General features: G+C 60.8%; 21 protein-coding genes and 3 tRNA genes. 20 read left to right on the forward strand and 4 right to left on the reverse strand.

The features are described from left to right. Positions 1 to 149 precede the first annotated feature (149 nt). The 7 genes from HMPREF2943_RS05770 to rplA all read left to right on the forward strand — a co-directional run bounded on the left by HMPREF2943_RS05770 (position 150) and on the right by rplA (position 3,345). Positions 150 to 225: transfer RNA gene (locus tag HMPREF2943_RS05770), tRNA-Thr, on the forward strand. 34 nt (positions 226 to 259) lie between these two features. Then, a tRNA-Met gene (locus HMPREF2943_RS05775) sits at positions 260 to 331 on the forward strand. Between the two features lie 127 nt (positions 332 to 458). Further along, positions 459 to 534 (forward strand) — tRNA-Trp (locus HMPREF2943_RS05780). 25 nt (positions 535 to 559) lie between these two features. Then, positions 560 to 886, forward strand: a complete 327-nt coding sequence (secE, locus tag HMPREF2943_RS05785) for a preprotein translocase subunit SecE (protein ID WP_070448002.1) — start codon at positions 560 to 562, stop codon at positions 884 to 886. Positions 887 to 1,025: 139 nt separating this feature from the next. Then, a complete protein-coding gene (gene nusG, locus HMPREF2943_RS05790) occupies positions 1,026 to 1,934 on the forward strand; it encodes a transcription termination/antitermination protein NusG (RefSeq protein WP_070711051.1) in 909 nt (302 codons plus the stop codon). A gap of 165 nt (positions 1,935 to 2,099) precedes the next feature. Continuing rightward, the gene (rplK, locus tag HMPREF2943_RS05795) at positions 2,100 to 2,543 is read left to right on the forward strand and encodes a 50S ribosomal protein L11 (protein ID WP_010189723.1); all 444 of its coding nucleotides are present in this window, start codon (positions 2,100 to 2,102) and stop codon (positions 2,541 to 2,543) included. Between the two features lie 97 nt (positions 2,544 to 2,640). Continuing rightward, positions 2,641 to 3,345 (forward strand): 50S ribosomal protein L1, encoded by a 705-nt coding sequence (gene rplA / locus HMPREF2943_RS05800; RefSeq protein ID WP_070711052.1) that lies wholly within the window; start codon positions 2,641 to 2,643, stop codon positions 3,343 to 3,345. Between the two features lie 102 nt (positions 3,346 to 3,447). Here the strand turns inward: rplA and HMPREF2943_RS05805 are convergent, their stop codons facing one another. The 4 genes from HMPREF2943_RS05805 to HMPREF2943_RS05820 form a co-directional block, all read right to left on the reverse strand. Continuing rightward, the gene (locus HMPREF2943_RS05805) at positions 3,448 to 4,836 is read right to left on the reverse strand and encodes a type III PLP-dependent enzyme domain-containing protein (RefSeq protein WP_070711053.1); all 1,389 of its coding nucleotides are present in this window, start codon (positions 4,834 to 4,836) and stop codon (positions 3,448 to 3,450) included. After that, on the reverse strand, positions 4,833 to 6,134 hold the full coding sequence (locus HMPREF2943_RS05810; protein WP_070711054.1) for an FAD/NAD(P)-binding protein: 1,302 nt from the start codon (positions 6,132 to 6,134) through the stop codon (positions 4,833 to 4,835). Before HMPREF2943_RS05810 ends, HMPREF2943_RS05805 begins: the two co-directional genes overlap by 4 nt. Beyond that, positions 6,131 to 7,147 (reverse strand): pyridoxal-phosphate dependent enzyme, encoded by a 1,017-nt coding sequence (locus tag HMPREF2943_RS05815; protein ID WP_070448016.1) that lies wholly within the window; start codon positions 7,145 to 7,147, stop codon positions 6,131 to 6,133. Before HMPREF2943_RS05815 ends, HMPREF2943_RS05810 begins: the two co-directional genes overlap by 4 nt. A 475-nt stretch (positions 7,148 to 7,622) precedes the next feature. Further along, positions 7,623 to 8,417: a siderophore-interacting protein gene (locus HMPREF2943_RS05820; protein ID WP_070711055.1), complete on the reverse strand. Its 795-nt coding sequence runs from the start codon at positions 8,415 to 8,417 to the stop codon at positions 7,623 to 7,625. Positions 8,418 to 8,542: 125 nt separating this feature from the next. Between HMPREF2943_RS05820 and HMPREF2943_RS05825 the strand changes: the two genes are divergently transcribed. The 13 genes from HMPREF2943_RS05825 to HMPREF2943_RS05880 form a co-directional block, all read left to right on the forward strand. Continuing rightward, on the forward strand, positions 8,543 to 9,487 hold the full coding sequence (locus HMPREF2943_RS05825) for an ABC transporter substrate-binding protein (RefSeq protein WP_070711056.1): 945 nt from the start codon (positions 8,543 to 8,545) through the stop codon (positions 9,485 to 9,487). After that, positions 9,488 to 10,555 (forward strand): FecCD family ABC transporter permease, encoded by a 1,068-nt coding sequence (locus HMPREF2943_RS05830; protein WP_083315651.1) that lies wholly within the window; start codon positions 9,488 to 9,490, stop codon positions 10,553 to 10,555. After that, on the forward strand, positions 10,552 to 11,604 hold the full coding sequence (locus tag HMPREF2943_RS05835) for a FecCD family ABC transporter permease (RefSeq protein WP_070711057.1): 1,053 nt from the start codon (positions 10,552 to 10,554) through the stop codon (positions 11,602 to 11,604). Before HMPREF2943_RS05830 ends, HMPREF2943_RS05835 begins: the two co-directional genes overlap by 4 nt. A 7-nt stretch (positions 11,605 to 11,611) precedes the next feature. Beyond that, positions 11,612 to 12,406, forward strand: a complete 795-nt coding sequence (locus HMPREF2943_RS05840; RefSeq protein WP_070711058.1) for an ABC transporter ATP-binding protein — start codon at positions 11,612 to 11,614, stop codon at positions 12,404 to 12,406. 352 nt (positions 12,407 to 12,758) lie between these two features. Further along, positions 12,759 to 13,280: a 50S ribosomal protein L10 gene (rplJ, locus tag HMPREF2943_RS05845; RefSeq protein ID WP_070644693.1), complete on the forward strand. Its 522-nt coding sequence runs from the start codon at positions 12,759 to 12,761 to the stop codon at positions 13,278 to 13,280. Between the two features lie 88 nt (positions 13,281 to 13,368). Beyond that, on the forward strand, positions 13,369 to 13,755 hold the full coding sequence (gene rplL / locus HMPREF2943_RS05850; protein ID WP_010189710.1) for a 50S ribosomal protein L7/L12: 387 nt from the start codon (positions 13,369 to 13,371) through the stop codon (positions 13,753 to 13,755). 222 nt (positions 13,756 to 13,977) lie between these two features. Continuing rightward, on the forward strand, positions 13,978 to 14,211 hold the full coding sequence (locus tag HMPREF2943_RS12190) for a type II toxin-antitoxin system RelE/ParE family toxin (RefSeq protein ID WP_246815784.1): 234 nt from the start codon (positions 13,978 to 13,980) through the stop codon (positions 14,209 to 14,211). Continuing rightward, positions 14,189 to 14,533 carry a HigA family addiction module antitoxin gene (locus HMPREF2943_RS05855; protein WP_246817274.1) on the forward strand — a complete coding sequence of 115 codons (345 nt, stop codon included), beginning with the start codon at positions 14,189 to 14,191 and terminating at the stop codon, positions 14,531 to 14,533. The genes HMPREF2943_RS12190 and HMPREF2943_RS05855 overlap by 23 nt, the downstream gene beginning before the upstream one ends. Before the next feature lie 117 nt (positions 14,534 to 14,650). Then, entirely contained in the window at positions 14,651 to 15,607 is a 957-nt protein-coding gene (locus HMPREF2943_RS05860; RefSeq protein ID WP_070711060.1) for a cell envelope lipid trafficking protein PgfA, read from the forward strand. 277 nt (positions 15,608 to 15,884) lie between these two features. Then, entirely contained in the window at positions 15,885 to 19,364 is a 3,480-nt protein-coding gene (locus HMPREF2943_RS05865) for a DNA-directed RNA polymerase subunit beta (protein WP_070448029.1), read from the forward strand. 103 nt (positions 19,365 to 19,467) lie between these two features. Then, positions 19,468 to 23,463, forward strand: coding sequence for a DNA-directed RNA polymerase subunit beta' (locus tag HMPREF2943_RS05870; protein ID WP_070547322.1), 3,996 nt, complete (start codon positions 19,468 to 19,470; stop codon positions 23,461 to 23,463). Between the two features lie 71 nt (positions 23,464 to 23,534). Next, positions 23,535 to 23,966, forward strand: a complete 432-nt coding sequence (locus HMPREF2943_RS05875; protein WP_246817275.1) for an ECF transporter S component — start codon at positions 23,535 to 23,537, stop codon at positions 23,964 to 23,966. 342 nt (positions 23,967 to 24,308) lie between these two features. Next, positions 24,309 to 26,487, forward strand: a 2,179-nt coding sequence (locus HMPREF2943_RS05880) for a YPDG domain-containing protein (protein ID WP_210399722.1), incomplete at its 3' end; no start/stop codon positions are given.

The raw sequence follows: 26,487 nt of genomic DNA on the forward strand, positions 1-26,487 counted from the left end.
AGGGTGATGTGTGCGAGTTTAGGTGCCTGAAAAGTGCGCAAAAACCATTGTCGTACTGGCGATTTGTGTTGTTTAAGCGTTTCGGGTTAATCTTTTCAAGGCTTCAACGAGAGCACAGCGGAAGAAACTCCGTGACTCTAAGAGGCTGTGCCCCCTTAGCTCAGTCGGCAGAGCGTTTCCATGGTAAGGAAAAGGTCGACAGTTCGATTCTGTCAGGGGGCTCCATTCATGTTTCTGGAAGCTTTCAGAAAGTGAATATGGCGGTGTAGCTCAGTGGTAGAGCAAGCGACTCATAATCGCTGTGTCGCGAGTTCAATTCTCGCCATCGCTACCGGGAAAGAAAAGCGCCCGCATACGGGCGCTTTTTCACTACCGACTCCCAGCCTTATACGGCACGTGGTTTCCATGGGGAATCACCGTTCTGGTAGGGTTGTGCGTTGTCCCAAAAGGGCACGCAGAGGGGCGTGGCGCAATTGGTAGCGCAACGGTCTCCAAAACCGTAGGTTGCAGGTTCGAGTCCTGTCGCCCCTGCCACATCACTTCCAAGGAGGGAATCGCCGTGAGCGAGGAAAAGCAGCCGAGCACCGGGGCTCCGCGCCCAACCGGCAAGCGTCAGCTCTCTGGCGCAGCGACCACCTCTACTGATTCCTACACCGACAAGCGCGTCGTGCGCGTCGAGGATAAGAAGGAAGATTCTTTCGGCGGATCCGTCGGCTCCTTCCCGGGTGAAGTCGTCTCTGAGATGAAGAAGGTCGTGTGGCCTACCGGCAAGGAAATGCTTCAGTACGTTCTGGTGACCTTCGCCTTTCTTATCGTCCTCACCGCTCTGGTGTGGGGTGTGGACACGCTGACCGGCCTCGGAGTTGAAGCAATCCTCGCGCCTTAGTACACTAATTTCATACTTTCATCCCGCCGCCTTCCCGCTAGCTCGACTAGGGGAAACGGCGGGATACTTTTTGCCCTAGTCCCGCCGAGTACCCTGGTGGGGGACTGGAAGAATGAACACCAATTTGGAGTAGCAGACAATGAGCGAAGAAAACACTGGCACCTCCCTCGAGCAGGCCATGATCGATAACGTCCAGGAACAGGCCGCCGAAGCGGTCGAGGCTACTGAGGAATCCCAGCAGCCGCAGGAGGAACTGTCCGCTGAGGAGAAGGAAGCTGCCGAAAAGGAAGCTGCTACCAAGGCCGCTGAGGCTGCTCTCGGTGGCGTCACGGATGAGGCTGAAGGCGAGGGTGCAGGGGAGGCGTCGGCAAGCGCTGAGGCAGACGCCGCCGCTGCCGCAGACGCCGAGTACAAGTCCCGCCTGCGCGCCTTTACCCGCGAGCTGAAGAAGCAGCCGGGCCAGTGGTACATCATCCAGTGCTACTCCGGTTATGAGAACAAGGTGAAGACCAACCTCGACATGCGCGCCCAGACCCTCGAGGTGGAGGATTCCATCTTTGAGGTCGTTGTGCCGGTCGAGCAGGCCATTGAAAAGAAGGACGGCAAGAAGAAGGTAGTCAAGCGCAAGCTGCTGCCGGGCTACGTGCTGGTGCGCATGGAGCTTAACGACGCCGCCTGGTCCGTCGTCCGCGATACCCCGGGCGTGACCTCCTTCGTGGGCAATGAGGGCAACGCGACCCCGGTGAAGATCCGCGACGTTGCTAAGTTCCTCATGCCGAACGATCCGACGGTCTCTCCGGAGGACTCCGCAGCAGACTCCGAGGGCGAGCAGGTTGTGGCCATGCCGGAGAAGGAGGCCGCCAAGGCCTACGCGCACGACTTCGAGGTGGGCGAGGCCGTCACCATCCTGTCTGGCCCGCTGGCTTCCGTCTCCGCCACCATCTCCGAGATCGACCCAGAGACCGGCAAGATGCAGGGCCTGGTGTCCATCTTCGGCCGCGAGACCCCGGTGGAGCTGTCCCCGACGGAGATCGAGCGCATCTCCTAAAAAGCGATTTTGAGCTGGGCGCACGGTGTTCTAGACTTGAACGCCGTGCGCTTTTGCGCATCTTGAAACGTTCATCCTCCGGTGGCCCACAATGCGTGAGCATCCGGACGGGGCGCTGTTATTCATCGTGGCGGCACTCCGGTACCACAGGAAAGAGGTAATTCGATGGCTCCCAAGAAGAAGGTCACTGGCCTGATCAAGCTCCAGATCGAGGCAGGCGCTGCTAACCCGGCTCCGCCGGTCGGCCCGGCACTCGGTGCCCACGGCGTCAACATCATGGAGTTCTGCAAGGCTTACAACGCTGCGACCGAGTCCCAGCGCGGCAACGTCGTTCCGGTGGAAATCACCGTGTACGAGGACCGCTCCTTCGACTTCAAGCTGAAGACCCCGCCGGCAGCTAAGCTCCTGCTCAAGGCCGCTGGCATCAAGAAGGGCTCCGGCGTTCCGCACACCGACAAGGTTGGCTCCGTGACCTGGGATCAGTGCAAGGAGATTGCACAGACCAAGTTTGAGGACCTCAACGCTCGTGACATCGAGAACGGCGCCCGCATCATTGCTGGTACCGCTCGCTCCATGGGCATCACCGTTGACGGCGTCCCGGCTAAGTAAAAATTCGATTTAATGCGCGATACGTTCTGTATCGCGCGTGGCAGGGCCAGCTTCGGCCCGCTAACACCACATCAATCCAAGAAAAGGAATTGCACTTATGAGCACCAAGTCCAAGGCATACAAGGCTGCCGCTGAGCTGGTAGACCGCTCCCGCCTGTACCGTCCGATCGAGGCCGCCAAGCTGGCCAAGGAGACCTCCTCCAAGAACTTCGACGCCACCGTTGATGTTGTCTTCCGTCTCGGCGTTGACCCGCGTAAGGCTGACCAGCTGGTTCGCGGCACCGTCTCCCTGCCCCACGGCACCGGTAAGGACGTCCGCGTGGCTGTCTTCGCTGAGGGCGACAACGCTGAGGCTGCGAAGGCTGCTGGCGCCGACATCGTGGGCACCGAAGAGCTGATCGCTGCTATCAACGAGGGCAAGATCGACTTCGACGTTGCTATCGCTACCCCGGACCAGATGGCCAAGGTTGGCCGCGTTGCCCGCGTGCTGGGCCCGCGTGGTCTCATGCCGAACCCGAAGACCGGCACCGTGACCGCTGACGTGACCAAGGCTGTTGCTGACGTCAAGGGCGGTAAGATTTCCTTCCGCGTTGACAAGGCTTCCAACCTGCACGCCATCATCGGCAAGGCTTCCTTCGACGCTGAGAAGCTGGCTGAGAACTACGGCGCGCTGTACGACGAGATCATTCGCCTGAAGCCGTCCTCCGCTAAGGGCATCTACGCCAAGAAGATCACCATCTCCACCACCTCCGGCCCGGGCATCCCGGTCGACGCTTCCGTGGAGAAGAACTACACCGAGTAAATCGGTCGAGCGCATCGCGCTAAATGGCACAGGGCTTCGAGGTTTACCCTCGGAGCCCTTTTCCTATGCCTGCCAGTCCCGTGCAGATAGCGGCGGGGATTGTTAAGCGTCGATATCGTCTGGCTCCCAGCCCCGGCTGTCTGCGTCCAGGTAGACATTGCGTGCTAACGGAATCTGGTGAGAGGCAGATTCCAAAATATGCATGAAGTAACCGGCGGTGTTGGGGATAGCGAGGGTATCGCCCACCGCTATGCCCTCTGGGAAATCGAGCTCGCGGCGCAGGATGACTTCATCTTCGATGCAATAGGCCCCCACCACGAACCCGGTGCGCGGTTCCCGGCCCACCGCACCGCGGTCTCCGGCAGTGGGCACGAGGAGCGGGTCGAGCAAAATGTCATCCGCCGCGGTACGGCACTGGGTGCGGTTCATGGCGACGCCGATGAGAGGTAGGCCGTCGGAGCGCTCTTTGAGGAAGCTGACCTCAGCGAGAATGATGCCGCAGCCATCGAGCAGGCTGCGCCCTGGCTCCAAATGAAGAGAAATATTCCGCTCGCTCAAGGCACGGCCGGCAGGTCCAAACCCGGCTACCTCACCAGAAAGAAGTTGGTCTAACCACTGGCCGCGGGTGGGTGTTTGCCAGAAGGGGTAGGTATTTGAGAGCGGGTCGAACTTCCAGGTGAAAGGCTCACCGGTGCCGGCGCGCTGGGCTGCGATGCGCTGCTGGTAATACTCCCATTGCTCGCGGGATTCGAGGTAGCTCATGGGAACACCGCCGCCGATATCGATGAAGGAAGCAGGCTGGCCAACTAAGCGGAGGTGCTCGATGAGGGCGATGGCCTCCGCGAGTGCGGTGCGGCGGTCCGATTCGCTATAACCATGCAGGTGTACGTGAACGCCGTCAGCGTGGATGGTTTCGGGCCACGCGTGGCTTTGCCATGCGTGAAGGAGCTCACCGAAGCGCGTCGGCGGTAGGTTATCCGGGTTGGGGGCAAGGCGCGGTGCGACATGCGCGGTGTGGTTGAGGGCCTTGGCAAGGGCAGCGATGCGCTCGGCTTCCGCTCGCGAATCGCAGGAAATGGTGACTCCGCGGTCGATAGCTAGGCGCAGCAACGCGTCGGTCTTAATAGCCGCGCTGAGGATAATCCGTTCGGGCGCGACTCCACGGTTAAGCACTTGGCGCAGCTCATTTTCACTGGCGACGTCCACGCCCAGACCAGCCTCGCGGGCGGCATCGACGAAGCACAAGGCTTTATTGGCCTTGCGAGCGAAAAATACCTGGGTGTCCACGCCATGAGAGGCGCCGGCATCGAGGAGCTCTTGGGCGTTGCGGCGCAGCGGCGCGGGGTTGAGCACATTAACGGGCGAGCCATACTCGGAGGTAAGGCGGGAAACTTGCTGTGGGTCGCCCACCAATTCCGTCATCCACTCTTCCCACCGCGCGCGCAGCGCAACGGTGCCATGAACGGGTAACGGGGTGGTGTGGTTGGTCATGGGTTTACTACTTTCTCCGCCCAACGGGGGATGTCATCGTGCACGGAACGGTTCAACGAGTCATGGCCGGGAAGCTCAAGCTCATTCATGCGGCCGATTTCCACGACGCCGGGGACATCGTGGAAAGGGGTGGGGATGGCTTGGGGAGCTACGGTGGCATCGATAAGCAGATCAATGCCACCCTGCTCGCGCCAGTGGTCTATCTGGTCCGGGGCGGCGAGGTAGCGGGTATCTACCACGCCTGTGCGGATGAGCTCGAGCAGGTGCCGCGCGGTGACCGGTGGTGGGCCAAAGGCCACGCGCTCGAGGGTGCGCGAGAGCTCACGGAAGCCGGGCATGGCGCCATGAGTCTTATGCCATTCAACGCATTCTTGAAAGAGCCCCCGAAACGCCGCGCCTACAGCCGCAGCCGGGGTAAGCGGCCCGGTGCCCTCGGCGGCGCGGAGGGAGGCATCCAGCTCCGCGACGGCATCGCCGGAAAAGTCGTGGCCGTCGAGCACTGCAGCGAGGTCCCCGGTGGAAAACTCACCCATCGATCCGGCGGCCGCCAGGAGGATGTCGCGCAAATCATCGGCATTGTGCACGCCGGCACAGGCGCGCCTTACATTAGCCGGGATCTCGGGCTGCGGCGTGCCCGGCGCGGGCTTGACCTCCATGAAACGCCCGCTGCGGCTCACCGGGAAGATGAGCTCGGCGGTATCGCCGTACAGCAGGCAGACATCGATGAAGCTCAAGGCAGCACCGCGCACCCCAATCCGTCGCGGGGCACTGGGCAAATCGGCGCCGAAGTAGAGTCCGGTGATCGGAACGCGGGAAGGCTCGTGAACTAAGGCACCGGGGTGGAGGTGATCGTGGCCGGTGCAGACGAGGACTTCGTCGAAGGGCGAGCCATCGACGATGAACCCGTCGTCAGCGGTAGACACCGAACGCACACGCTGGGGTAGGTGTCGAATGCGCACGTGCTGCGGGGCGCGGTGCAGGGCAGCAGCCCACGTATCGGCCAGGAATTGCCCCACCTGCGCGCGCGGCGGGAAGGCATCGGTGGTGGATTCCCCGCGGCGGGTACGCCAAGCGTTGAAGCTATCGTGTGCGGTGGTGACGATGGCGCAATTGACGTTAAGGCGCCATTGCGGCGGCTGCTGCGGGCGATACACCGCGCCGGCGCCGGCGGGGTAGGGATCAAAGACGGTGATATCCACGGGGATGCGGGCACGCTCGATGAGCTCTTCTACAGCCCACAGCCCGCGTGGGCCGCCGCCGATGATGGCGATGCGGCGGGAAGGTTCCTGCTGGCTCACTCTGAATCCCCTTCGACGCGCGCGGCGAGCTCGGGAGGAGAGATATCGAAGTGCTCGCAGACCCAGGAATCGTTGTAGATGGTATCGAGGTAAGGCTGGCCACCGTCGTGGAGTACGGCGACGACCTCTGCACCGGCCGGAAGGGTAGGCGCGAGACGCTGGAATGCCGCGATAACCGCGCCACCGGAGGCCCCAGGCAGAAGGCCTTCGGCCTGGGCGAGGCGACGGGCTGCCACAATGGCATCCAGATCGGGCACACGCTCTACTGAGGACGGTGAGAATTTGGTGGATAGATCGGTGACAATGCCAGCACCATAGCCCGGCAGCATGCGGGTGCCGCGCTGGCCCCCAAACAACACGGAGCCTTCGGCATCGACACCGATGGTCTCCGTATCCGCGCCAAGCTCAGTGAGCTTTCGCACGCAGCCGCCGAGAGTACCGGTGGTGCTCATAGCGACGAGCAAGTGGGTGGGTGCCTGTCCGAGCTGGTCCACGATTTCCGTCATCGTGCCTTCGGCGTGGGCGTAAAAGGCGGCCTCGTTGGAGTACTGGTTGAGATTGAAAGAATTGGGGATCTCTTCTAGAAGCTCGGCCACGCGGGTGCGGCGAGCGGTGAGCCAATCGCCGGTTTCCGGGTCCGGGTGATCCAGCAATTCTACGTGGGCGCCGTAGGCCCGCATCGTGGCCACGGTGGAGGAATTGACGCGCGGATCGACCACGCAGTGGAATTTCATACCCGCAAGTGGGGCCTGGCGGGCCAGTGCCATGCCGAGGTTGCCCGAGGAAGACTCCACCAGGGTGGATCCGGGGCCTATGTCGCCGGCGTCAAGCGCGGCTTGGATGAGTGCGCGTGCGGTGCGGTCCTTGGCGGATCCGCCCAGGTTGAATTGCTCTAGCTTGAGATAGAGGTGCACATCGGTACGGGGATTAATGGCGTCCACGCGCATCAGCGGGGTATGGCCAATAGGTGGTTGGGCTTGAGAATGAATCCGTGGGTTCATCATTAGCCCCATGGTAGACCTCTGCCTGCGGCTTTTCCCGTGTCTAGTGCTGGATTTGTGTAGGGTAACGGCACTTTTCTCACTAACAGGCAATTGGCAGGTTGGTGGTATGGGATTACAAGGAACATGCCGCATAATAATCTTGTGCGTTTGAGAGAGGCGCATGAGAGATAGAGAGAACACCCTGAGTCTTGCAGGGCGGGCGGCGTGAGAAACCGCCTGATAGACAAGACCCCTTACAACGCGGGTCCCAGATTTTACTGGGACCCGCGTTGTACTGTGTGCGGAGACTTTAGCCCCAGGTGGCTTTAACCCCCAGCGCACCTGAGGCACGTGACTGGAGGAGGGGAAGGGGGACCAGACTAAAGACACCATATGCAGCGCTGAATCGAGATAAGCCCAGGTGAATGCATGCACTCCTTTGCATAAGGTGCCATTGCTTTGGTCCCTGTACCCCAGGCAGCAGGCTCTAGAGGTGAAGACTGCGCTAAGGCCGCGGCCTCCCTTTCATCCAGTACACGGACCAGATGACCTCTTCGCGCGGAACGCCCCAGTCATGCACGGCTAATGAGCGCACAGCTTTTGCGAGATCCCCTTCACCGGCAACCCATACCGAATCTGGTGCGGTATCGGGGGTGAAGCGGGAGCCGAGAAGTTGTCTGGCGCGTGTGCAGTGTTCGTCGTGTGGAGCCAGGACCATGGTGAGTGAGCGGACCTTGCCGCGCCACGTCTCCTCCAAGCCGTCTTCAACTTCATCGTCGTCTGTGATCATGGCAACGACGTCGACTGCATCCAAGATTTCCGGTGAGAAGGCTTCGTAGTGCTCGAGGATGTGCCACAGTGCCGGTAGAGCAGAGGCATCCGCGAGTAACAGTTGTGACTTCCTAGGGGCCTGCCACAGTGCTTGCCCGGTATATATTCCGGCGGTATCCCCGGGTTGGGCATTGAGGATCCAGTGTGAACCCGGGCCATTATCGCCATGGGTCACCACGTCGACATCGATGGTGCACGCTTCTTGGTTGAGCTTGCGAATGGTGTACCAGCGCAATGCTGGGCGAATGTCGTCGGGCAATCGGGTGACGGCGGCGCGAACATTGGCATCGTCGACCGCGAAGGGCGAAAAATCCTGCTCGTCTTGGGGCATGAGGAGCCCAAAATACTCGTCAGGCCCGGCTAAGGGGTAGTCCCTAAAAGCCGGCGAGTGAAAAGTTAAACGGTGCAGTCGCGGCTTGAGGCGGGTGTTCCCGGTGAGGGTTACGGGCAGTAGGCGGTGATGCGTCAAGGGAATTGATCCTAGGTAGAGGCCAAATTTGAAACCATCATAACGCTCAGGTTAGGCTAGCCTCAAATAAGTTAGGGGGCGCGTTAATGTGCGTGCCGCTTCCCTGTGAAGGAAAGGTTCATTCCATGGTTGCTATCAACCGGCGCGCGAAAGCAATGCTCGCTATTGTCTCAGCGGCAGCGGTTGCTTTAGCGGGGTGCTCGCGCGGAAGTGGCGAGGACAGCGCGGGTGCGGACAGTGCTGAGGAGGTACGCGTTGCCAGCCTGGGGCTCGGTGATGCCGATACCGTGCTGGCACTCGGAATCACTCCGGTTGCCGTAGCACCCTGGGGTTCGCAAGGCGACGGTGATGGCTCCGGCGTTGGCCCATGGGCGAAGGAACTTTTGGGTGACGCCCAGCCCGAGGTGATTTATAACACCGCTTCCGGTTTCACGGCAGAGGTTCTTGAACAGGTCACGGCCTCGGATCCCACGCAGATCATCGCCGTGAACCAAGCTGTGGATCAGGAGGCGAAGAAATCCCTCGAGGATATCGCCCCGCTGACCGTGAAGCCCGAAGGTTTCGAAGACTGGCAGATTCCCTGGGAGGAGCAAGTTAAGACCATCGCCTCTGCCGTGGATAAGGAAGAGGAGGGGGAGAAGCTCATTGACCAAGCGGAGGACGCCTTTGAGCAGTTCAAGGACTCCCACCCGGAGCTGCAGGGCAAGCGTGCAGCCATCGTCATGCCCTATGACGGGAAGCTGGGCCTCTACACAGCAGAAGACGGCCGCGGCCAGTTCATTGAGAACCTCGGCTTTGACATTCCGCAGGAACTGCAGGGTGATGGCTCCAGCTTCTTCGTGGACTATGCCCCGGAAAACTACTCCCAGCTCAACAACGTGGACTTCCTGTTCGTCTTGGATTACAACGGCGCGGCCGATGAATTCAAGAAGGATTCCACGTTCCAGGGCCTCGACGTGGTCAAGGATGGCCGTGTTCGCTACCTGGACACGGACACCGGCAATGCGATGAGCATGCCGAACCCGCTGACTATTCCGTGGGCCGTCGACAAGTTCGAAGAGAAGCTTTAAGTGCTCGCATTACCGAGGAAGGCTGAGGCTATCCACGGTGCTGCGGGTGCGCGCCACGGCGGTGAGGCAGCCGCATTGGATTCGCGGGGGAGAAGCCGCGCACTGCTCACCACGGCCCTAGTTGTGTCGACCTTCCTCCTTTTGCTGTGCTCATTGGCGGTAGGCTCGAGGGCTATTCCGTTGCCGGATCTGTTGTCTGCGCTCCTCCGCGGAGGCGAAGCAGATATCGAGAACATCGTGTGGGATTTGCGTATCCCCCGCACGTTCGTGGCCTACTTTGCTGGTGCGGCCATCGCGGTATCGGGTGTAATCGCCCAGTCTTGGACTAGGAACCCCCTGGCCGATCCGGGCTTCATCGGTATCACCGCGGGAGCTTCGTTCCTGGTTGCCCTCGGGACGGCGCTAGGTGTCGCCACCTCAACCGGAATGCGGACCGCGCTCGCCCTCCTCGGCGCTGGCTTAGCCACGGCATTAGTGCTGGGCGTGTCCCGCAGGTTTCAGGATCCCCTGACGCTGGTTCTAGTCGGCGCAGGCGTTGCTGCCGCCTTGAGCTCTGGCGCCATGCTGATCGGCCTGTACTCCACGGATGTTCTCGACAGCATGCGCCGGTGGACCATTGGCTCCACGTTCGGGCGCGGCCCAGAGGATGTCGCCATCGCAGGTGCCGGATTGCTCATCGGGTTTATCATCGCCGCACGTGTCGCGCGCCCGCTCGATCTTCTGGCAATGGGGGAGGAATCCTCGGTTGCCCTAGGCGGCTCTCCCACGCTGGCGCGGCGCGGTGCTGTCTTGAGCATCGTTGTCCTAGCAGGATGCGCTACCGCGGCGACGGGGCCCATTGCTTTCGTCGGATTCGCCATCCCCCACCTGCTGCGGCGGTTCACGGGGCCAGAAGTTACCGCGATGATTGCTCCTGCCGCATTGCTCGGTGGTTGCTCCGTACTCGCTGCAGATATTCTGGGCCGCCTCATCGCGGGTCCCTCTGAGCTGGAGATGTCCATCGTCTTGGCCTTTGTGGGCGCACCATTTCTCATCTGGGCCGTACACCGTGGGGAGCACAAGCTATGAGGGGGTTGCAGAAGGGGGACGTCGCCAAGCAACTGCGTTCCCAAGAGCGGCAGCGCCGGACATGGATATGGGCAGCGACCTGCTTCTTTGTTCTGGTCGCAGCAAGCTCCTATGTCCTCCTTTTGGGTCAGGGGCCTGTGGCCTTGAGCCCGGGGCGGGTCCTGGAGATTCTCAACGGCGGCGGAAGCCGAAGCGAAATCCGCGTTGTCTGGGACCTTCGCATGCCGGTAGCTCTAGCGACCCTCATCGTGGGTGCCGCGCTCGGGCTGGCGGGATCGTGGACGCAGTCAATGTCACGCAATCCGCTGGCCTCGCCTGACATTCTTGGCGTGACTGGTGGCGCGTCCGTCATGGTGGTCCTCGGAACGGTATTCTCCCGGCCGCTGCTTGCCGACGGGCTCTCCATGTTCTGGTGGAGGGCCGGACTCGCGCTGTTGGGTGCCGTGCTAGCAGCCATCCTGCTGGTGGCACTTGGGGGAATCGGCACGAGCAACCGCATCGTCATCGTCGGAATCGCGCTCTCCCTGCTGTTTCAAGCGCTGGTGGCGTATCTCTTGCGCGCAGCCGAGCTCCTTCGCGCGGCGCAATCCCAGCTGTGGCTGGCGGGAACCACGGGCTTCGTGCGGATGGAAGTCATTCTTCCTTTGCTCGTGGGGTTGACTCCTTTTGTGGTGCTTGGCCTGTGGTGTGCTCGGGAGTTGCCGCTTCTTGCGCATGATGATCTCTCGGCCCTTTCCCTCGGGGTTAACATCACGCGAACACGGGCGCTGCTGCTGGTCGCAGCTACGGGCATCTGCGCGGTGACCGTATCCGTGGCCGGCCCCATTGGTTTCATCGCGCTCCTGGCCCCGCATGTGGGGCGCATTGTTGCCCGAACGCCCACGCCGGTGCCCCTAGTCTCCTGCGCTGCCGGCGCCGCCTTGTTGAGTGTGTGCGCTGTCATTGCTGGAATGCTGCCGATGGACGCTCCCGTAGGCGCTGTCTCCTCCATCATCGGAGGTTGTGCCCTAGTCATCTTGGTGTGGAACGCCGCACGGCGGAGAGGATAAAAAGCTTGTGAAAGACAGAGAAATTACAGCTACCGGTATTCATGCCGGCTATAAGGACGGGGAAGACATCCTGTCCGGCGTTGAACTGGTGGCTCGCCCGGGTGAAATCACCACGCTTATTGGCCCTAATGGCTGCGGTAAGTCCACGTTGCTAAAGACCTTGTCCAAGATTCTTCGCCCGCGGCTGGGGCGCGTGCACATCGGCGAGCTAGACGTGCACGACATGAGCCCGAAGGAAGCAGCTGCCCACGTTGCACTCCTTCCGCAGCAGCCGACGGCGCCGGATGGCCTGCGTGTGGGCGAGCTCGTCGCGCGCGGCCGCTACCCGCACCTGGGCCGCGGGCGGGGACTGTCCGCGAAGGACCGCGACATCATCGCGCAGGCCTGCGTGGAGACGGGCATTACGGACTTCATCGACCGTGACATCGCGGCGCTCTCGGGCGGCCAGCGCCAGCGGGTCTGGCTCGCGCTGGCCTTGGCGCAGGACACGCCAGTGCTGCTTCTCGACGAACCCACAACCTTCCTCGACCCAGCCCACGCCATGAGCGTTTTGCAGCTCGTGCGCAAACAAGCCGACTCGGGGAAGACAGTCGTCGTCGTGTTGCACGATCTCATGTTGGCCGGTCAGTACTCCGACACCATGGTGGTCATGAACAACGGCGAGATCATCGCGCAGGGAACTCCCCGCCAGGCGTTGACAAAAGAAGTGCTGGCAGCCGCGTATGGCATCGACGTGGAAATCTGGGATGACCCGCGAGGTGACTCTCCGGTTATCGTGCCGCGTGGGGTGCTCGGTGAGTAACAATCCTCATCGAGGAACCCGAGTGGACAGCTCTCAGGAGAGAGAATTTCGAGAAGCGATTTGGAGTTGTGGCAGGTCGGGTTGTAAAGTACCTAGCGAAGTTTGAACGGCCCGCTGAGGCCGCGTCAAAGTTCACCGAAGACCGTCGGTCATCCGGATATCCGGATCGAAGGCTCCTCATCCTAGAGGGCGGCCCACGCAGGAGACACTTTGCGAATGAGCGCGGATTTCCGCGCGCGCCCTGTGCTCTTGCACGGGGCTTTTGTTATTTCGGTTGTCCATCGGGCAAGCGGAGTAGGGAAGGCCCCGGCGGAAAACACAAGAGATGTTTCGAAAGGAGGCGAAGTAGAAAATGGCAAACCCGAAGAACACCGCAGACCTGGCGGCACTGAAGGAGAAGCTCGAGGGTGCAAACTCCATCGTGCTTACCGAGTACCGTGGCCTGACCGTGGGTCAGCTCCAGGAGCTGCGTACCAACCTCGGCTTTGACGTTGAGTACTCCGTCGCCAAGAACACCCTTTTCAAGATCGCTGCCAACGAAGCTGGCATCGAGGGTCTTGACGAGCACCTGACTGGCCCGACCGCTATTGCGTTCATCAAGGGTGAGGCAGTGGATGCTGCGAAGGTCATCACCAAGTTTGCTGATGACAACAAGGCACTCGTTATCAAGGGTGGCTACATGGACGGCAACGCTCTGTCTGCCGACCAGGTTGAGGCCATCGCCAAGCTGGACAACCGCGAGACCACCCTCGCAAAGCTGGCTGGCGCCATGAAGGGTTCTATGGCAAAGGCTGCCGCCGTATTCAACGCTCCTGCAACCAAGATGGTCCGCACCGCTGCGGCCCTGCAGGACAAGAAGGCTGCGGAAGCTTAAGACGCCACTTACAGGCGCACAACTTAAACACACACACACTTATCTGGCTGCCTAGCGCGGCCAGGAACAATGAGAAAGGATGCCAATCATGGCTAAGCTCACCAAGGACGAGCTCATTGAAGCTTTCAAGGAAATGACCCTCATCGAGCTCTCCGAGTTCGTTAAGGAGTTCGAGGAGGTCTTCGACGTTGAGGCCGCCGCTCCGGTTGCTGCTGTTGCTGCTGGTGCCCCGGCTGCCGGCGGTGCCGCTGAGGAAGAGAAGACCGAGTTCGACGTCGTTCTGACCGACGCTGGCGCTAAGAAGATCGGCGTTATTAAGGCTGTCCGCGAGATCGTCTCCGGCCTGGGCCTGAAGGAAGCTAAGGAGCTCGTTGAGGGTGCTCCGAAGGCTATCCTCGAGGGTGCTTCCAAGGACGACGCTGAGGCTGCTAAGGCTAAGCTCGAAGAGGCTGGCGCTTCCGTCGAGCTCAAGTAATTCACCTGAATTACTCAGCTTTCCCGCGCAGCACACTCGCTGCGCGCCAACAACCCCGTTCCGCTTGTACGCGGTGCGGGGTTGTTCCCGTTTTGCCGGAACCCCGATGGCCCGGCGGATTCTAAACATTTCGTGTCAAGTCTTGATACTAGGGTCAAAAAGAGACACTATTGGAGTGTGCAATTTCGGCGTAGAAGTCTCGAGCGGTTCCATCAGGATGGTGTGCCGCCGCGATATATTCCATCGGAATTGCGCTCGGTAGTGCGCCGCAAGTTACTTATGATTGGGCGGTCTGTAAATGTCACGGACCTTCGGATTCCACCAGCAAACCGGTTGGAGCGGCTCAAGGGTGACCTTGGTGGTTACTACTCAATTCGCGTCAACTCGCAGTGGCGCATCATATTCAAGTGGACACCCGAAGGAGCTGTTGACGTTGACTTTATCGACTACCACTGACGCGCATACTCATGTTGATGTTGTTCCCGTTCCGCATCCTGGAGAAATTCTTCTCCTAGAATTCCTCAAACCCTGCGGTATCACCCAGTATCGCCTGGCCAACGACATTGGCACTACTCGCTCTCAAGTTTCCAAAATCACCCGCGGTACGCTCGGTATCAGTGCTGATATGGCTTTGCGTTTGTCGGCCTACTTTGGGAATTCCGCGGAGTTCTGGCTCGGACTTCAAGAGGAATACGATCTGTGGAAAGCTCGCCAGACTACGGATGTCAGCGCCATCGTCCCGTGGAATCACAAAGAAGAAGCCGACTCTCACTCATAGAAACAGATAACTTGCGCTCAATGCGAGGTAAGGGTCGCCCCGCAGCGCCCCATAAATCTGTAACGCACCCTCCAGGGAAATGTGTTTTGAACAAACGAGTCGGTAGGATAAGCCACCATGCTGCCCAAGTCCCGTATCTTCTCCGTCCTCCTGCTCGGCCTCGGCGTTGCGCTGATCGCAGCTGGCCTGGCGGCGTCGAGCTTCTTGAGCTTTAGCCCGCGCCTGCCGCTGGATATCAAGGACACCACGTGGACGATGCAGGATGAGAGTGCCACTGGGCAAGCACTGTCTGCAGAGGGCGCCTCGCAGTACGAGGGGCCGATGACCTATCAGCTCAACCTGGACATCCAGGACCCGGCGGACAAGGACACCGCAACGCTGCGGGTGGGGGAGTCCGCCATCCGCGGTGGCACGGGCAACGTGGAGGACTTGAGCTTTGCGCGCGTGTGGAACTATCCCGTCGACCGCCTCAGCGGTGAGGCCACGGGCCCGGCGGCGCTCTCCCACACCATGGGCTCGCCCACGGCGGAGGTGCCCGTTGAGGGCTATTGGCTGAAGCTGCCCGCCAATGCCGAGCAGACCACCTACCCGGTCTTTGACCCAGTGTTGCGCAAGGCAGCGGATGCCGTCTTTGAGGAATCCCTCGACATCGATGGCCGCACGGTCTACCGCTACCACCAGGAGGTTGAGCCCACCAATGTGGCTACCCTTTATGCTGGGAACACGACTACCACGCTGAGCAACGAGGATGGATCCACCGAGCAGGGCTACCTCTTCCACGCCGCAACACGGGACCTCTTTGTAGACCAAGCCACCGGACTCGTCGTGGGCATGGACGTCGATATCAAGGACTACTGGGCCGACCGCGAGGGCAACGAGCGCGAGGTGCAGTTCGCCTTCAACGGTGCCACTGATGAGGAATCCCGCGCGGAGCTGCTCCAGCAAGCAGAGCGCTTCCCGCGGAGTGCTGTGGGGCAGTGGGTGCGCTGGGGTGGCGTCGGCATCGGCGCCCTTCTGGTGCTGCTCGGAGCGCTGGGCGCTTTCCGCCGTCCCGCCAGCCGTCACTCTCGCTAGCCGCGCGTGCGAATCTCCGCAGCGACACGCCGACGGCACGTTTCGCCTTTACAAGGCTGCCATTATGCTATAGGCTATTTCGTTGCGCTGGAATCTGGATCTTTAGTGCACATTTAGCCTTTCGAGCGGTGATGGTAAAACCGACTTGACAAGGTGATTTTGTGCATTCTAAACCCAGTCATTCCACAGCAGACCGAATGCTAAATCTACCAGCGGTTTTGCACCTCACCGGCCAGGGTGGGGCCGCAATCCGCCAGAGGTACTGGAAGGACCCATCTTGGCAGTCTCCCGCCAGACCAAGTCAGTGGCCAACATCCCTGGAGCCCCGAAGCGATACTCCTTCGCTAAAATCAGCGAGCCTATCGCTGTCCCGGGCCTCCTCGATCTACAACTCGATTCTTACGCGTGGCTCATCGGCACCCCCGAGTGGCGCGAGCGCGAGCAGGCAGAGCGCGGCGAAGACGCACGCGTGACGAGCGGCCTTGAGGATATCCTCGAGGAGCTTTCTCCGATCCAGGATTACTCGGGCAACATGTCCCTGTCCCTGTCGGAGCCTCGCTTCGAGCCGGTGAAGAACACCGTGGACGAGTGCAAAGAGAAGGACATCAACTACTCGGCGCCACTGTATGTCACCGCAGAATTCATCAATAACGACACCCAGGAGATTAAGTCCCAGACCGTCTTCATCGGCGATTTCCCGATGATGACCGATAAGGGCACCTTCATCGTCAACGGCACCGAGCGCGTTATCGTTTCGCAGCTCGTGCGTTCCCCGGGTGTCTACTTCGACCAGACCATCGACAAGTCCACCGAGCGCCCGCTGCACTCCGTGAAGGTGATTCCTTCCCGCGGTGCATGGTTGGAGTTTGACGTCGACAAGCGCGACACCGTCGGCGTTCGTATCGACCGCAAGCGCCGCCAGCCGGTCACCGTGTTGCTCAAGGCCCTGGGGTGGAGCGAAGAGCAGATCAAGGAGCGCTTCGGCTTCTCCGAGCTCATGATGTCCACCCTTGAGTCCGATGGCGTGGCCAACACCGATGAGGCTCTGCTGGAGATCTACCGCAAGCAGCGCCCAGGCGAGCAGCCCACGCGTGACCTCGCACAGGCACTGCTGGATAACTCCTTCTTCCGCGCCAAGCGCTATGACCTGGCCAAGGTGGGCCGCTACAAGGTCAACCGCAAGCTCGGCCTGGGCGGAGACCACGATGGTCTGATGACCCTGACCGAGGAAGACATCGCCGTCACCCTCGAGTACCTCGTGCGCCTGCACGCCGGCGAGCGTGAGATGAAGGCCCCGAACGGTGAGATGATCTCCATCCACACCGACGACATCGACCACTTTGGTAACCGTCGTCTGCGTACCGTCGGCGAGCTCATCCAGAACCAGGTCCGCGTGGGCCTGTCCCGCATGGAGCGCGTCGTCCGCGAGCGCATGACCACCCAGGACGCCGAGTCGATTACCCCGACTTCCCTGATCAACGTCCGTCCGGTTTCTGCTGCCATCCGCGAGTTCTTCGGTACCTCCCAGCTCTCGCAGTTCATGGACCAGAACAACTCCCTGTCCGGCCTGACCCACAAGCGTCGCCTGTCCGCGCTGGGCCCGGGCGGTCTGTCCCGTGAACGCGCCGGCATTGAGGTGCGAGACGTTCACGCTTCGCACTACGGCCGCATGTGCCCGATTGAGACGCCGGAAGGCCCGAACATTGGCCTGATCGGTTCGCTGGCTTCCTACGCCCGTGTCAACGCTTTCGGCTTCATCGAGACCCCGTACCGCAAGGTGGTGGACGGCAAGGTCACCGACCAGGTGGAGTACCTCACCGCCGATGAAGAGGATCGCTTCGCTATCGCGCAGGCTGAGGTTGAGAAGGATGCCGACGGCACCCTGACCGGCGACCGCATCGAGGTCCGCCTCAAGGATGGCGATATCGGTGTGACCGACGCCTCCGGCGTGGACTACGTTGACGTGTCCCCGCGCCAGATGGTCTCCGTGGCAACCGCCATGATTCCGTTCCTCGAGCACGACGATGCTAACCGTGCGCTCATGGGCGCGAACATGCAGCGCCAGGCCGTGCCGCTGGTGCGTTCCGAGGCCCCGTACGTGGGCACCGGTATGGAGCAGCGCGCTGCCTACGATGCCGGTGACCTCATCATCACCCCGAAGGCGGGCGTGGTGGAGAACGTCACCGCTGACCTCATCACCATCATGGATGATGAGGGCCAGCGTGATACCTACATGCTGCGCAAGTTCGAGCGAACCAACCAGAACACCAACTACAACCAGACTCCGCTGGTCTCCCTGGGTGACCGCGTGGAGGCAGGCCAGGTGCTTGCCGACGGCCCCGGTACCCACAACGGTGAGATGTCCCTCGGCCGCAACCTGCTGGTTGCCTTCATGCCGTGGGAAGGCCACAACTACGAGGACGCCATCATCCTCAACCAGCGCATCGTGGAGGAAGACATCCTCACCTCGATCCACATCGAGGAGCACGAGATCGATGCTCGCGATACCAAGCTGGGCCCGGAGGAGATCACCCGCGAGATTCCGAACGTCTCCGATGACGTTCTGCGTGACCTCGACGAGCGCGGCATCGTCCGCATCGGTGCTGACGTCCGCGCGGGCGATATCCTCGTTGGTAAGGTCACCCCGAAGGGTGAGACCGAGCTGACCCCGGAGGAGCGCCTCCTGCGCGCCATCTTCGGTGAGAAGGCCCGCGAGGTGCGCGATACCTCCATGAAGGTGCCGCACGGTGAGACCGGTAAGGTCATCGGCGTCTCCCGCTTCTCCCGCGAGGATGATGACGATCTGGCCCCGGGCGTCAACGAGATGATCCGCGTTTACGTGGCTCAGAAGCGCAAGATCCAGGACGGCGATAAGCTCGCTGGCCGCCACGGCAACAAGGGCGTTGTGGGCAAGATCCTCCCGCCGGAGGACATGCCCTTCATGGAGGATGGCACCCCGGTGGACATCATCCTCAACACCCACGGTGTGCCGCGTCGTATGAACATCGGCCAGGTTCTCGAGGTTCACCTCGGCTGGCTGGCACACGCTGGTTGGAAGATCGACACCGAGGACCCGGCCAACGCTGAGCTGCTCAAGACCCTGCCGGAAGAGCTGTACGACGTCCCGCCGGAGTCTCTCACCGCAACCCCGGTCTTCGACGGCGCCACCAACGAGGAGATCTCTCGCCTGCTGGCTTCCTCCAAGCCGAACCGCGATGGTGACGTCATGGTGGATGAGCACGGCAAGGCCCGCCTCTTCGACGGCCGCTCCGGCGAGCCATACCTGTACCCGGTTTCCGTCGGTTACATGTACATGCTCAAGCTGCACCACCTCGTCGACGAGAAGATTCACGCCCGCTCCACCGGTCCGTACTCCATGATTACCCAGCAGCCGCTGGGTGGTAAGGCACAGTTCGGCGGCCAGCGCTTCGGTGAGATGGAGGTGTGGGCAATGCAGGCATACGGCGCTGCCTACACCCTGCAGGAGCTGTTGACCATCAAGTCCGATGACGTGGTCGGCCGCGTCAAGGTCTACGAGGCCATTGTCAAGGGTGACAACATCCCGGATCCGGGTATTCCGGAGTCCTTCAAGGTCCTCCTCAAGGAGCTGCAGTCCCTCTGCCTGAACGTGGAGGTTCTCTCCACCGACGGCACCCCGATGGAACTGTCCGGCTCCGACGATGACGACATGGACGGCGCTCCGTCCCTGGGCATTAACCTGTCCCGCGACGAGCGCTCCGACGCAGACATCGCCTAGCTTCTTGGTCCGCCGCCTATCAACAGCGGCGGGCATAACGAAACACCACCTACATTCAAAGCCATCAACTTCCCCCTGACGGGGGATGAAAGGGAGACATTACGTGTTTGACGTAAATCTCTTCGACGAGCTCCGCATCGGGCTGGCCACCGCAGAGGACATCCGTCGCTGGTCCAAGGGCGAGGTCAAGAAACCCGAAACCATTAACTACCGCACCCTCAAGCCGGAGAAGGACGGCCTCTTCTGTGAGCGCATCTTCGGCCCGACCCGTGACTGGGAGTGTGCCTGCGGTAAGTACAAGCGCGTGCGCTACAAGGGCATCATCTGTGAGCGCTGTGGCGTCGAGGTGACCAAGTCCAAGGTGCGCCGTGAGCGCATGGGCCACATCGAGCTGGCCGCGCCGGTTACCCACATCTGGTACTTCAAGGGCGTTCCTTCCCGCCTGGGCTACCTGCTGGACCTGGCTCCGAAGGACCTTGAGCGCATCATCTACTTCGCCGCCAACATCATCACCTCCGTGGACGAGGAAGCTCGCCACAATGACCAGTCCACTCTGGAAGCAGAAATGCTGCTGGAGAAGAAGGACGTGGAGGATGACGTCGAGGCAGAGATCGCTGAGCGCGCTGCCAAGCTCGAGCAGGATCTGGCTGAGCTGGAGGCCGCCGGCGCTAAGGCCGACGCCCGCCGCAAGGTCCAGAACGCTGCCGACAAGGAGATGCAGCACATCCGCGAGCGCGGTGAGCGCGAGGTTGCTCGCCTCGATGAAATCTGGAACACCTTCATCAAGCTGGCTCCGAAGCAGATGATCATCGATGAGACCATCTACGAAGAGCTGGTTGACCGCTACGAGGATTACTTCACCGGCGGCATGGGTGCAGAGGCTATCCAGACCCTGATCCGCAACTTCGACCTCGAGGCTGAGGCCGAGGAGCTCAAGGAGATCATCAACAACGGCAAGGGCCAGAAGAAGATGCGTGCCCTTAAGCGCCTGAAGGTTGTTGCAGCCTTCCTGCGCTCGGGCAATGACCCGGCCGGTATGGTCCTGGATGCTATCCCGGTGATTCCCCCGGAGCTGCGCCCGATGGTGCAGCTGGACGGTGGCCGCTTCGCTACCTCCGACCTCAACGACCTCTACCGTCGCGTGATCAACCGCAACAACCGCCTCAAGCGCATGATCGACCTCGGTGCTCCCGAGATCATCGTGAACAACGAGAAGCGCATGCTGCAGGAGTCCGTTGACGCGCTCTTCGACAACGGCCGTCGCGGCCGTCCGGTCACCGGCCCGGGTAACCGCCCGCTGAAGTCCCTGTCTGACCTGCTCAAGGGTAAGCAGGGCCGCTTCCGCCAGAACCTGCTGGGTAAGCGCGTGGACTACTCCGGCCGTTCCGTGATTATCGTTGGTCCGCAGCTCAAGCTGCACGAGTGTGGTCTGCCGAAGCTCATGGCACTGGAGCTTTTCAAGCCCTTCGTCATGAAGCGCCTGGTGGAAAACGACTACGCGCAAAACATCAAGTCGGCTAAGCGCATGGTGGAGCGCCAGCGCTCCGAGGTGTGGGACGTCCTCGAAGAGGCCATTTCCGAGCACCCGGTGATGCTGAACCGCGCACCTACCCTGCACCGCCTGGGTATCCAGGCCTTCGAGCCGAAGCTCGTCGAGGGTAAGGCCATTCAGCTGCACCCGTTGGCTTGTGAGGCTTTCAACGCTGACTTCGACGGTGACCAGATGGCAGTCCACCTGCCCCTGTCCGCCGAGGCACAGGCTGAGGCACGTGTGCTGATGTTGGCTTCCAACAACATTCTGTCCCCGGCTTCCGGTAAGCCGCTGGCTATGCCGCGCCTCGATATGGTTACCGGCCTGTACTACCTCACCATGGACAAGGCCGAGGACGAAATCGGCGGTGAGGGTCGTTACCAGCCCGCCACCGAAGACCGTCCGGAGCAGGGCGTGTACTCCTCCTACGCGGAGGCCATCATGGCTCGTGACCGCGGTGTCCTGGGCCTGCAGGCCCCGATCAAGGTGCGCATCTCTCACCTGCGTCCGCCATCAGACATTGAGGCAGAGCAGTTCCCGGATGGTTGGCAGAAGGGTCAGGCTTGGCTCGCTGAGACCACCCTGGGCCGCATCATGTTCAATGACCTGCTGCCGTGGAACTACCCGTACCTTGAGGGCGTCATGGTCCGTAAGGGCGGCGCTGGCAACAAGATGCTGCTGGGTGACGTCATTAATGACCTCGCCGCGAAGTACCCGATGATTACCGTTGCCCAGGTTCTGGACAAGATGAAGGACGCGGGCTTCTACTGGTCCACCCGTTCCGGCGTGACTATCACCATGCACGACGTTCTGGTTCTGCCGAACAAGACCGAGGTCCTCGAGTCTTATGAGAAGGAAGCAGAGCGCATTGAGCGCAAGTACTGGGAGCAGGGTGCCCTGACCGAGCGCGAGCGCTACGACCGCCTGGTGGAGCTGTGGAAGGATGCCACGGACACCGTGGGTAACGCCGTCGAGGAGATGTACCCCGACGACAACCCGATTCCGATGATCGTGAAGTCCGGTGCTGCCGGTAACATGCGTCAGATCTGGACCCTGGCCGGCATGAAGGGCATGGTCGTGAACTCCAAGGGTGACTACATCACCCGTCCGATTAAGACCTCCTTCCGCGAGGGCCTGTCGGTTCTGGAGTACTTCAACAACTCGCACGGTTCCCGTAAGGGTCTGGCGGATACCGCTCTGCGTACCGCTGACTCCGGCTACCTCACCCGTCGTCTGGTGGACGTGGCGCAGGACGTCATCGTCCGCGAGGAGGACTGTGGCACCCGCCAGGGCGTGCGCGTCCCGCTCGGCGTCGAGGTTGCCCCTGGCTCCTACGACCTGCACGAGCTGTGGGAGACCTCCGCCTCCGGCCGCGTCGTGGCTAACGACGTCAAGGATGAAAACGGCGAGGTCATCGCTGAGGCAGGCACCGACCTGACTGAGGAACTCAGCCGCACGATCGTCAACGCTGGTGTTCTGGAAATCAAGGTCCGCTCCGTGCTGACCTGCCAGACCCCGGCCGGTGTCTGTGCCAAGTGCTACGGCAAGTCCATGGCCTCCGGCCAGCTGGTCGATATCGGCGAAGCCGTCGGCATCGTGGCCGCGCAGTCCATTGGTGAGCCGGGTACCCAGCTGACCATGCGTACCTTCCACCAGGGTGGTGTCGGTGGCGATATTACCGGTGGTCTGCCGCGTGTTCAGGAGCTCTTCGAGGCCCGTAACCCGAAGAACCGTGCTCCTATCGCCTCCGTCGACGGCACCGTCTCCCTGTCGGATGAGGGCAACTTCTGGACCCTGACCATCACCCCGGATGATGGCTCCGACAACGTCGTTTACGAGAAGCTGTCGAAGCGCCAGGGCCTGGCTCAGGTCCGCCGCCCGATGGAGTCCAACCCGGATGCGATGATTGAGCGCTCCCTGCGCGACGGTGACCACGTCAGCACCGGTGACCGCCTCATGCGTGGTGCGGCTGACCCGCACGACGTGCTGGAGGTCCTCGGCCGCCGTGGTGTGGAGAAGCACCTCATCGACGAAGTCCAGGCCGTCTACCGTGCACAGGGTGTGGCCATCCACGACAAGCACATCGAGATCATCATCCGTCAGATGCTGCGTCGCGGTACCGTCATCGACGCCGGTACCACCGACCTGCTGCCGGGTAACCTCATTGACCTCTCTGAGGCCAAGCAGGTTAACGCCGCTCAGGTCGCTGAGGGTGGCCAGCCGGCTCAGCTGCGCAGTGAGATCATGGGTATTACCAAGGCCTCGCTGGCTACGGAGTCCTGGTTGTCCGCTGCCTCCTTCCAGGAGACCACGCGCGTGCTTACCGACGCCGCCATCAACAAGCGCTCGGATCAGCTCATTGGTCTGAAGGAGAACGTCATCATCGGTAAGCTGATCCCGGCCGGTACGGGTATTTCCCGCTACCGCAACATCAGCGTGAAGCCGACTGAGGCTGCACGCAATGCTGCGTACTCCATCCCGACCTACGGTGATTCCATCTACGGCGACGATGGCTTCGGTGAGTTCACCGGCGCTTCCGTCCCGCTGGAGGAGGACTACACCTTTTAGGACCTAGTCCTTCGCCACCAAAAGGGAAACCAAGACCCGCACTTCACCCACCACACACTGGTGGGGACGGAGTGCGGGTCTTTTGGGCTGTAGGACAATTTGGCTTTCTTTTCATAGGCGCTTTCTACTCGTCCCTGACCCTCCGCAAACCGGGTGCGGCCTTCGTGGGCTATGTCATGACCGTCATTCTGCGTCGTGCGCTAGTTGGAAGCTTTGAACAGCTGAGTTGGCCAACAATCCTCGTCACCGCCCTAGCAATGGAGGCAGCCTTCCTCGCTTTTAAATACAAGCGCTTCACCATTCTCACCGGCGCACTGTCCGGGGCCGCTGCGGTGGTGGTTACCGGAATCGCGACCTTCACCACCCTCAACCTCGCCCCAGGGACTGCCGCGATCCAATTCCGCGCGGAAGTCATTCAGCTCCTTGTCACCGTTGTGACTGTGGCGCCGGTGTCCTACCTTCTAGCAATGGCGGTGCGCTCGGCATTCTATAAAACTTCTTAGTTTGAACCTCAGGTTGATACCCCCACCAAAGGCCCCTCTAAAGGGCCTTTGGTGGGGAAATTTATTTGAGGCCTAAGTTACAACCCTAAAAGTTTCTGTTGGCGCCGTGAACATTGGAACCGTCTGTGGCCTGCAGCTTTACAGATCTCAGGATGCTGAACGCTTGTGAGGTGCATGGACACCGTTAACCGCCGAGGAATTTAGCTCTTGCGGAGAGTGGCGGGGGGGGGTAACGTCTCAGCTTGAGTCCAGTCTGCCTTCAGGAACGCTTAAGAGGCTTCGAAATCTGACCTAGGGCAGCAGTTGACCCATTCCCTAATTGTTCTCATGAAAGGATTCTTCATGAATTTGAAGAGTTTCAACGGTTCCGCTCGTCGTCGCGGTACGACGATCGCAGCCGCCGCGCTCTCTGTCGCCATGGTGGGCCCGTTTGTACAGCCGGTTTTCGCGCCGGCTGCTGCTCCGGCTGCCTTTGCTCAGGATGGTGCAGCTCCAGCTTCTACTGCAGATCAGAACGAGATTATTGACGCTGACATGATCGCCAGCGGTCGTGTCACGAAGGCTGCTAACCTGACTGACGGCGGCGGCGTTGGCAAGGGTTTGATCTCTGGTCACGTGTACATGGCTACCCCGGGTGGTAACCCTGGTGCTGCCTACGACAACGGCAACGAGAAGCTGGATGGCATCACGGTCTACGCCCAGTTCCGAGACAGTGACGGCTCGTACTCGCCGGTCTTTAGTGCGAAAACTCACGAACTCCCTGACGTGGTCGGCGGTAACGGTGGCAAAGGCACCTTTGCCTTCGGTACTGGTGATAAGGGCATTACCTGGACTGACAAACTCGGTCGCGAACATACCTACCAAGCTCGTCCTTCGCAGAAGCATCGTATCTGGGTGGAACCGTTTACGAATGAGCGCGGCAACAAAGTTGTCATGTTCCGCCAGGCGAACGGCTTTGTGCCGGGATCTTTCAATGGTGTTGTTGAAGCCCCGCTTGGGTCCTTCGTTTCGGCTGGCTTGAATATGCAGTTGATGGCTGCTTTCTTGCAGGAGGTTCCGCCGAGCCACGAGACCAGCTGGATGGCTGCGAAGGGCGACAAGCTCATTGAGGACCCGGAGGGTCCGATTGATGCAGCGGCTACGCAGCTGAATGAATCGAACGTTCTTTCCGGTCGAGTGTGGCTCGAAACTGGTGGACCGGACAAGGGGATTGTTGCTACCGGTCCGTCGAAGAACGGTATAGACGAAGCTGCTGACGGCTACACCGTGTACGCATCGACCCTGACCAAGGACGGTGCTGCGGCGAACAAGAAGCTGCACGAGCAGTACAAGGATGACCCGAGCAAGCTTGCCGACGCGACGAAGAAGATGCTCGAGGATAACCCCGAGTACATCCTCAAAACCGTCCACGGAAAGACTGATCCGGATGGCTACTACTCGCTGCGTTTCGGTGAACTGACCGACGCAAATCAGACCAACGAAGATTCTCTCAACAAGGACCACGTGTTCGTCTGGGTGGAGAACAAGGATGGCGTGGTCCAGAACGGATACACCGGTTTCCACACCCCGATCTTCCAGAACTACAAGGATGGCGGCAATTTCCGTGCATCGGCGGTGCCGAACCGAAACATTACAGTTACCGCGCGTATTGAAGACCAGGGCAAGCCACGCTACGGCAAGCAGGTCAACTCGATCTACAACGTCAATTACGGCATCATGCCGTACACCCCGGTGTCGATCACGGCTGACTACAACGCGACCGACAAGCCGGCTGCCCCGGGCACCACGGTGACCCCAGAGTTCAACGGTAACTTGTCAGACTTGCCCTCCAAGGTTGAGTGGCGTAACCAGAAGGGCGAAGTCCTCGAGACCTGCGAGCTCGACCAGTCCAAGGGTATTAAGGACCAGGTTAAGGCCTGCACCTTCGACATTCCGGACGATGCCAAGAAGGGCGACTACTTCAACGTCGTTCTGGTCTCCGGTGGCAATGACGTTTCCGCTTGGACCGTTCTGGTAACCAAGGACTCGGACGAGTACACGCCAGAGTACGAGGACAAGCTCGTTGTTCCGGGCAAGGAGACCAAGTCGACTCCGACCTTTACCAAGACTGGCGAGGACGAGGAGGGGAACCCGACCGAGGAGAAGGTCGGCACTCCTGAGGGTTCGAAGTTCTCTATTCCGAAGGACTTCAAGGCTCCTGAGGGCTACGAAGTCAAGATTGATGAGAACACCGGTGAAATCACCGTTACCTACCCGGACAAGTCCAAGCTGAACAAGGACACCGCCGAAGAATTCGACGTTCCTGTCACGGTGACCTACCCCGATGGCAGCAAGGATGACGCTAAGGCGAAGTTCAAGCTGGATACCGATGGTGATGGCCAGCCTGACACCGAGGATGACGACGACGATAACGACGGCATCCCGGACGGGGACGACAGCAACCCGAAGGTTCCTAACCACAACTTGGCCTACGAACCTGCTTACGAAGAGAAGTTGGTTGTTCCGGGTGAGGAGACGAAGT

The organism is Corynebacterium sp. HMSC072D12, from assembly GCF_001813925.1.
GTDB classification, from domain to species: domain Bacteria; phylum Actinomycetota; class Actinomycetes; order Mycobacteriales; family Mycobacteriaceae; genus Corynebacterium; species Corynebacterium aurimucosum.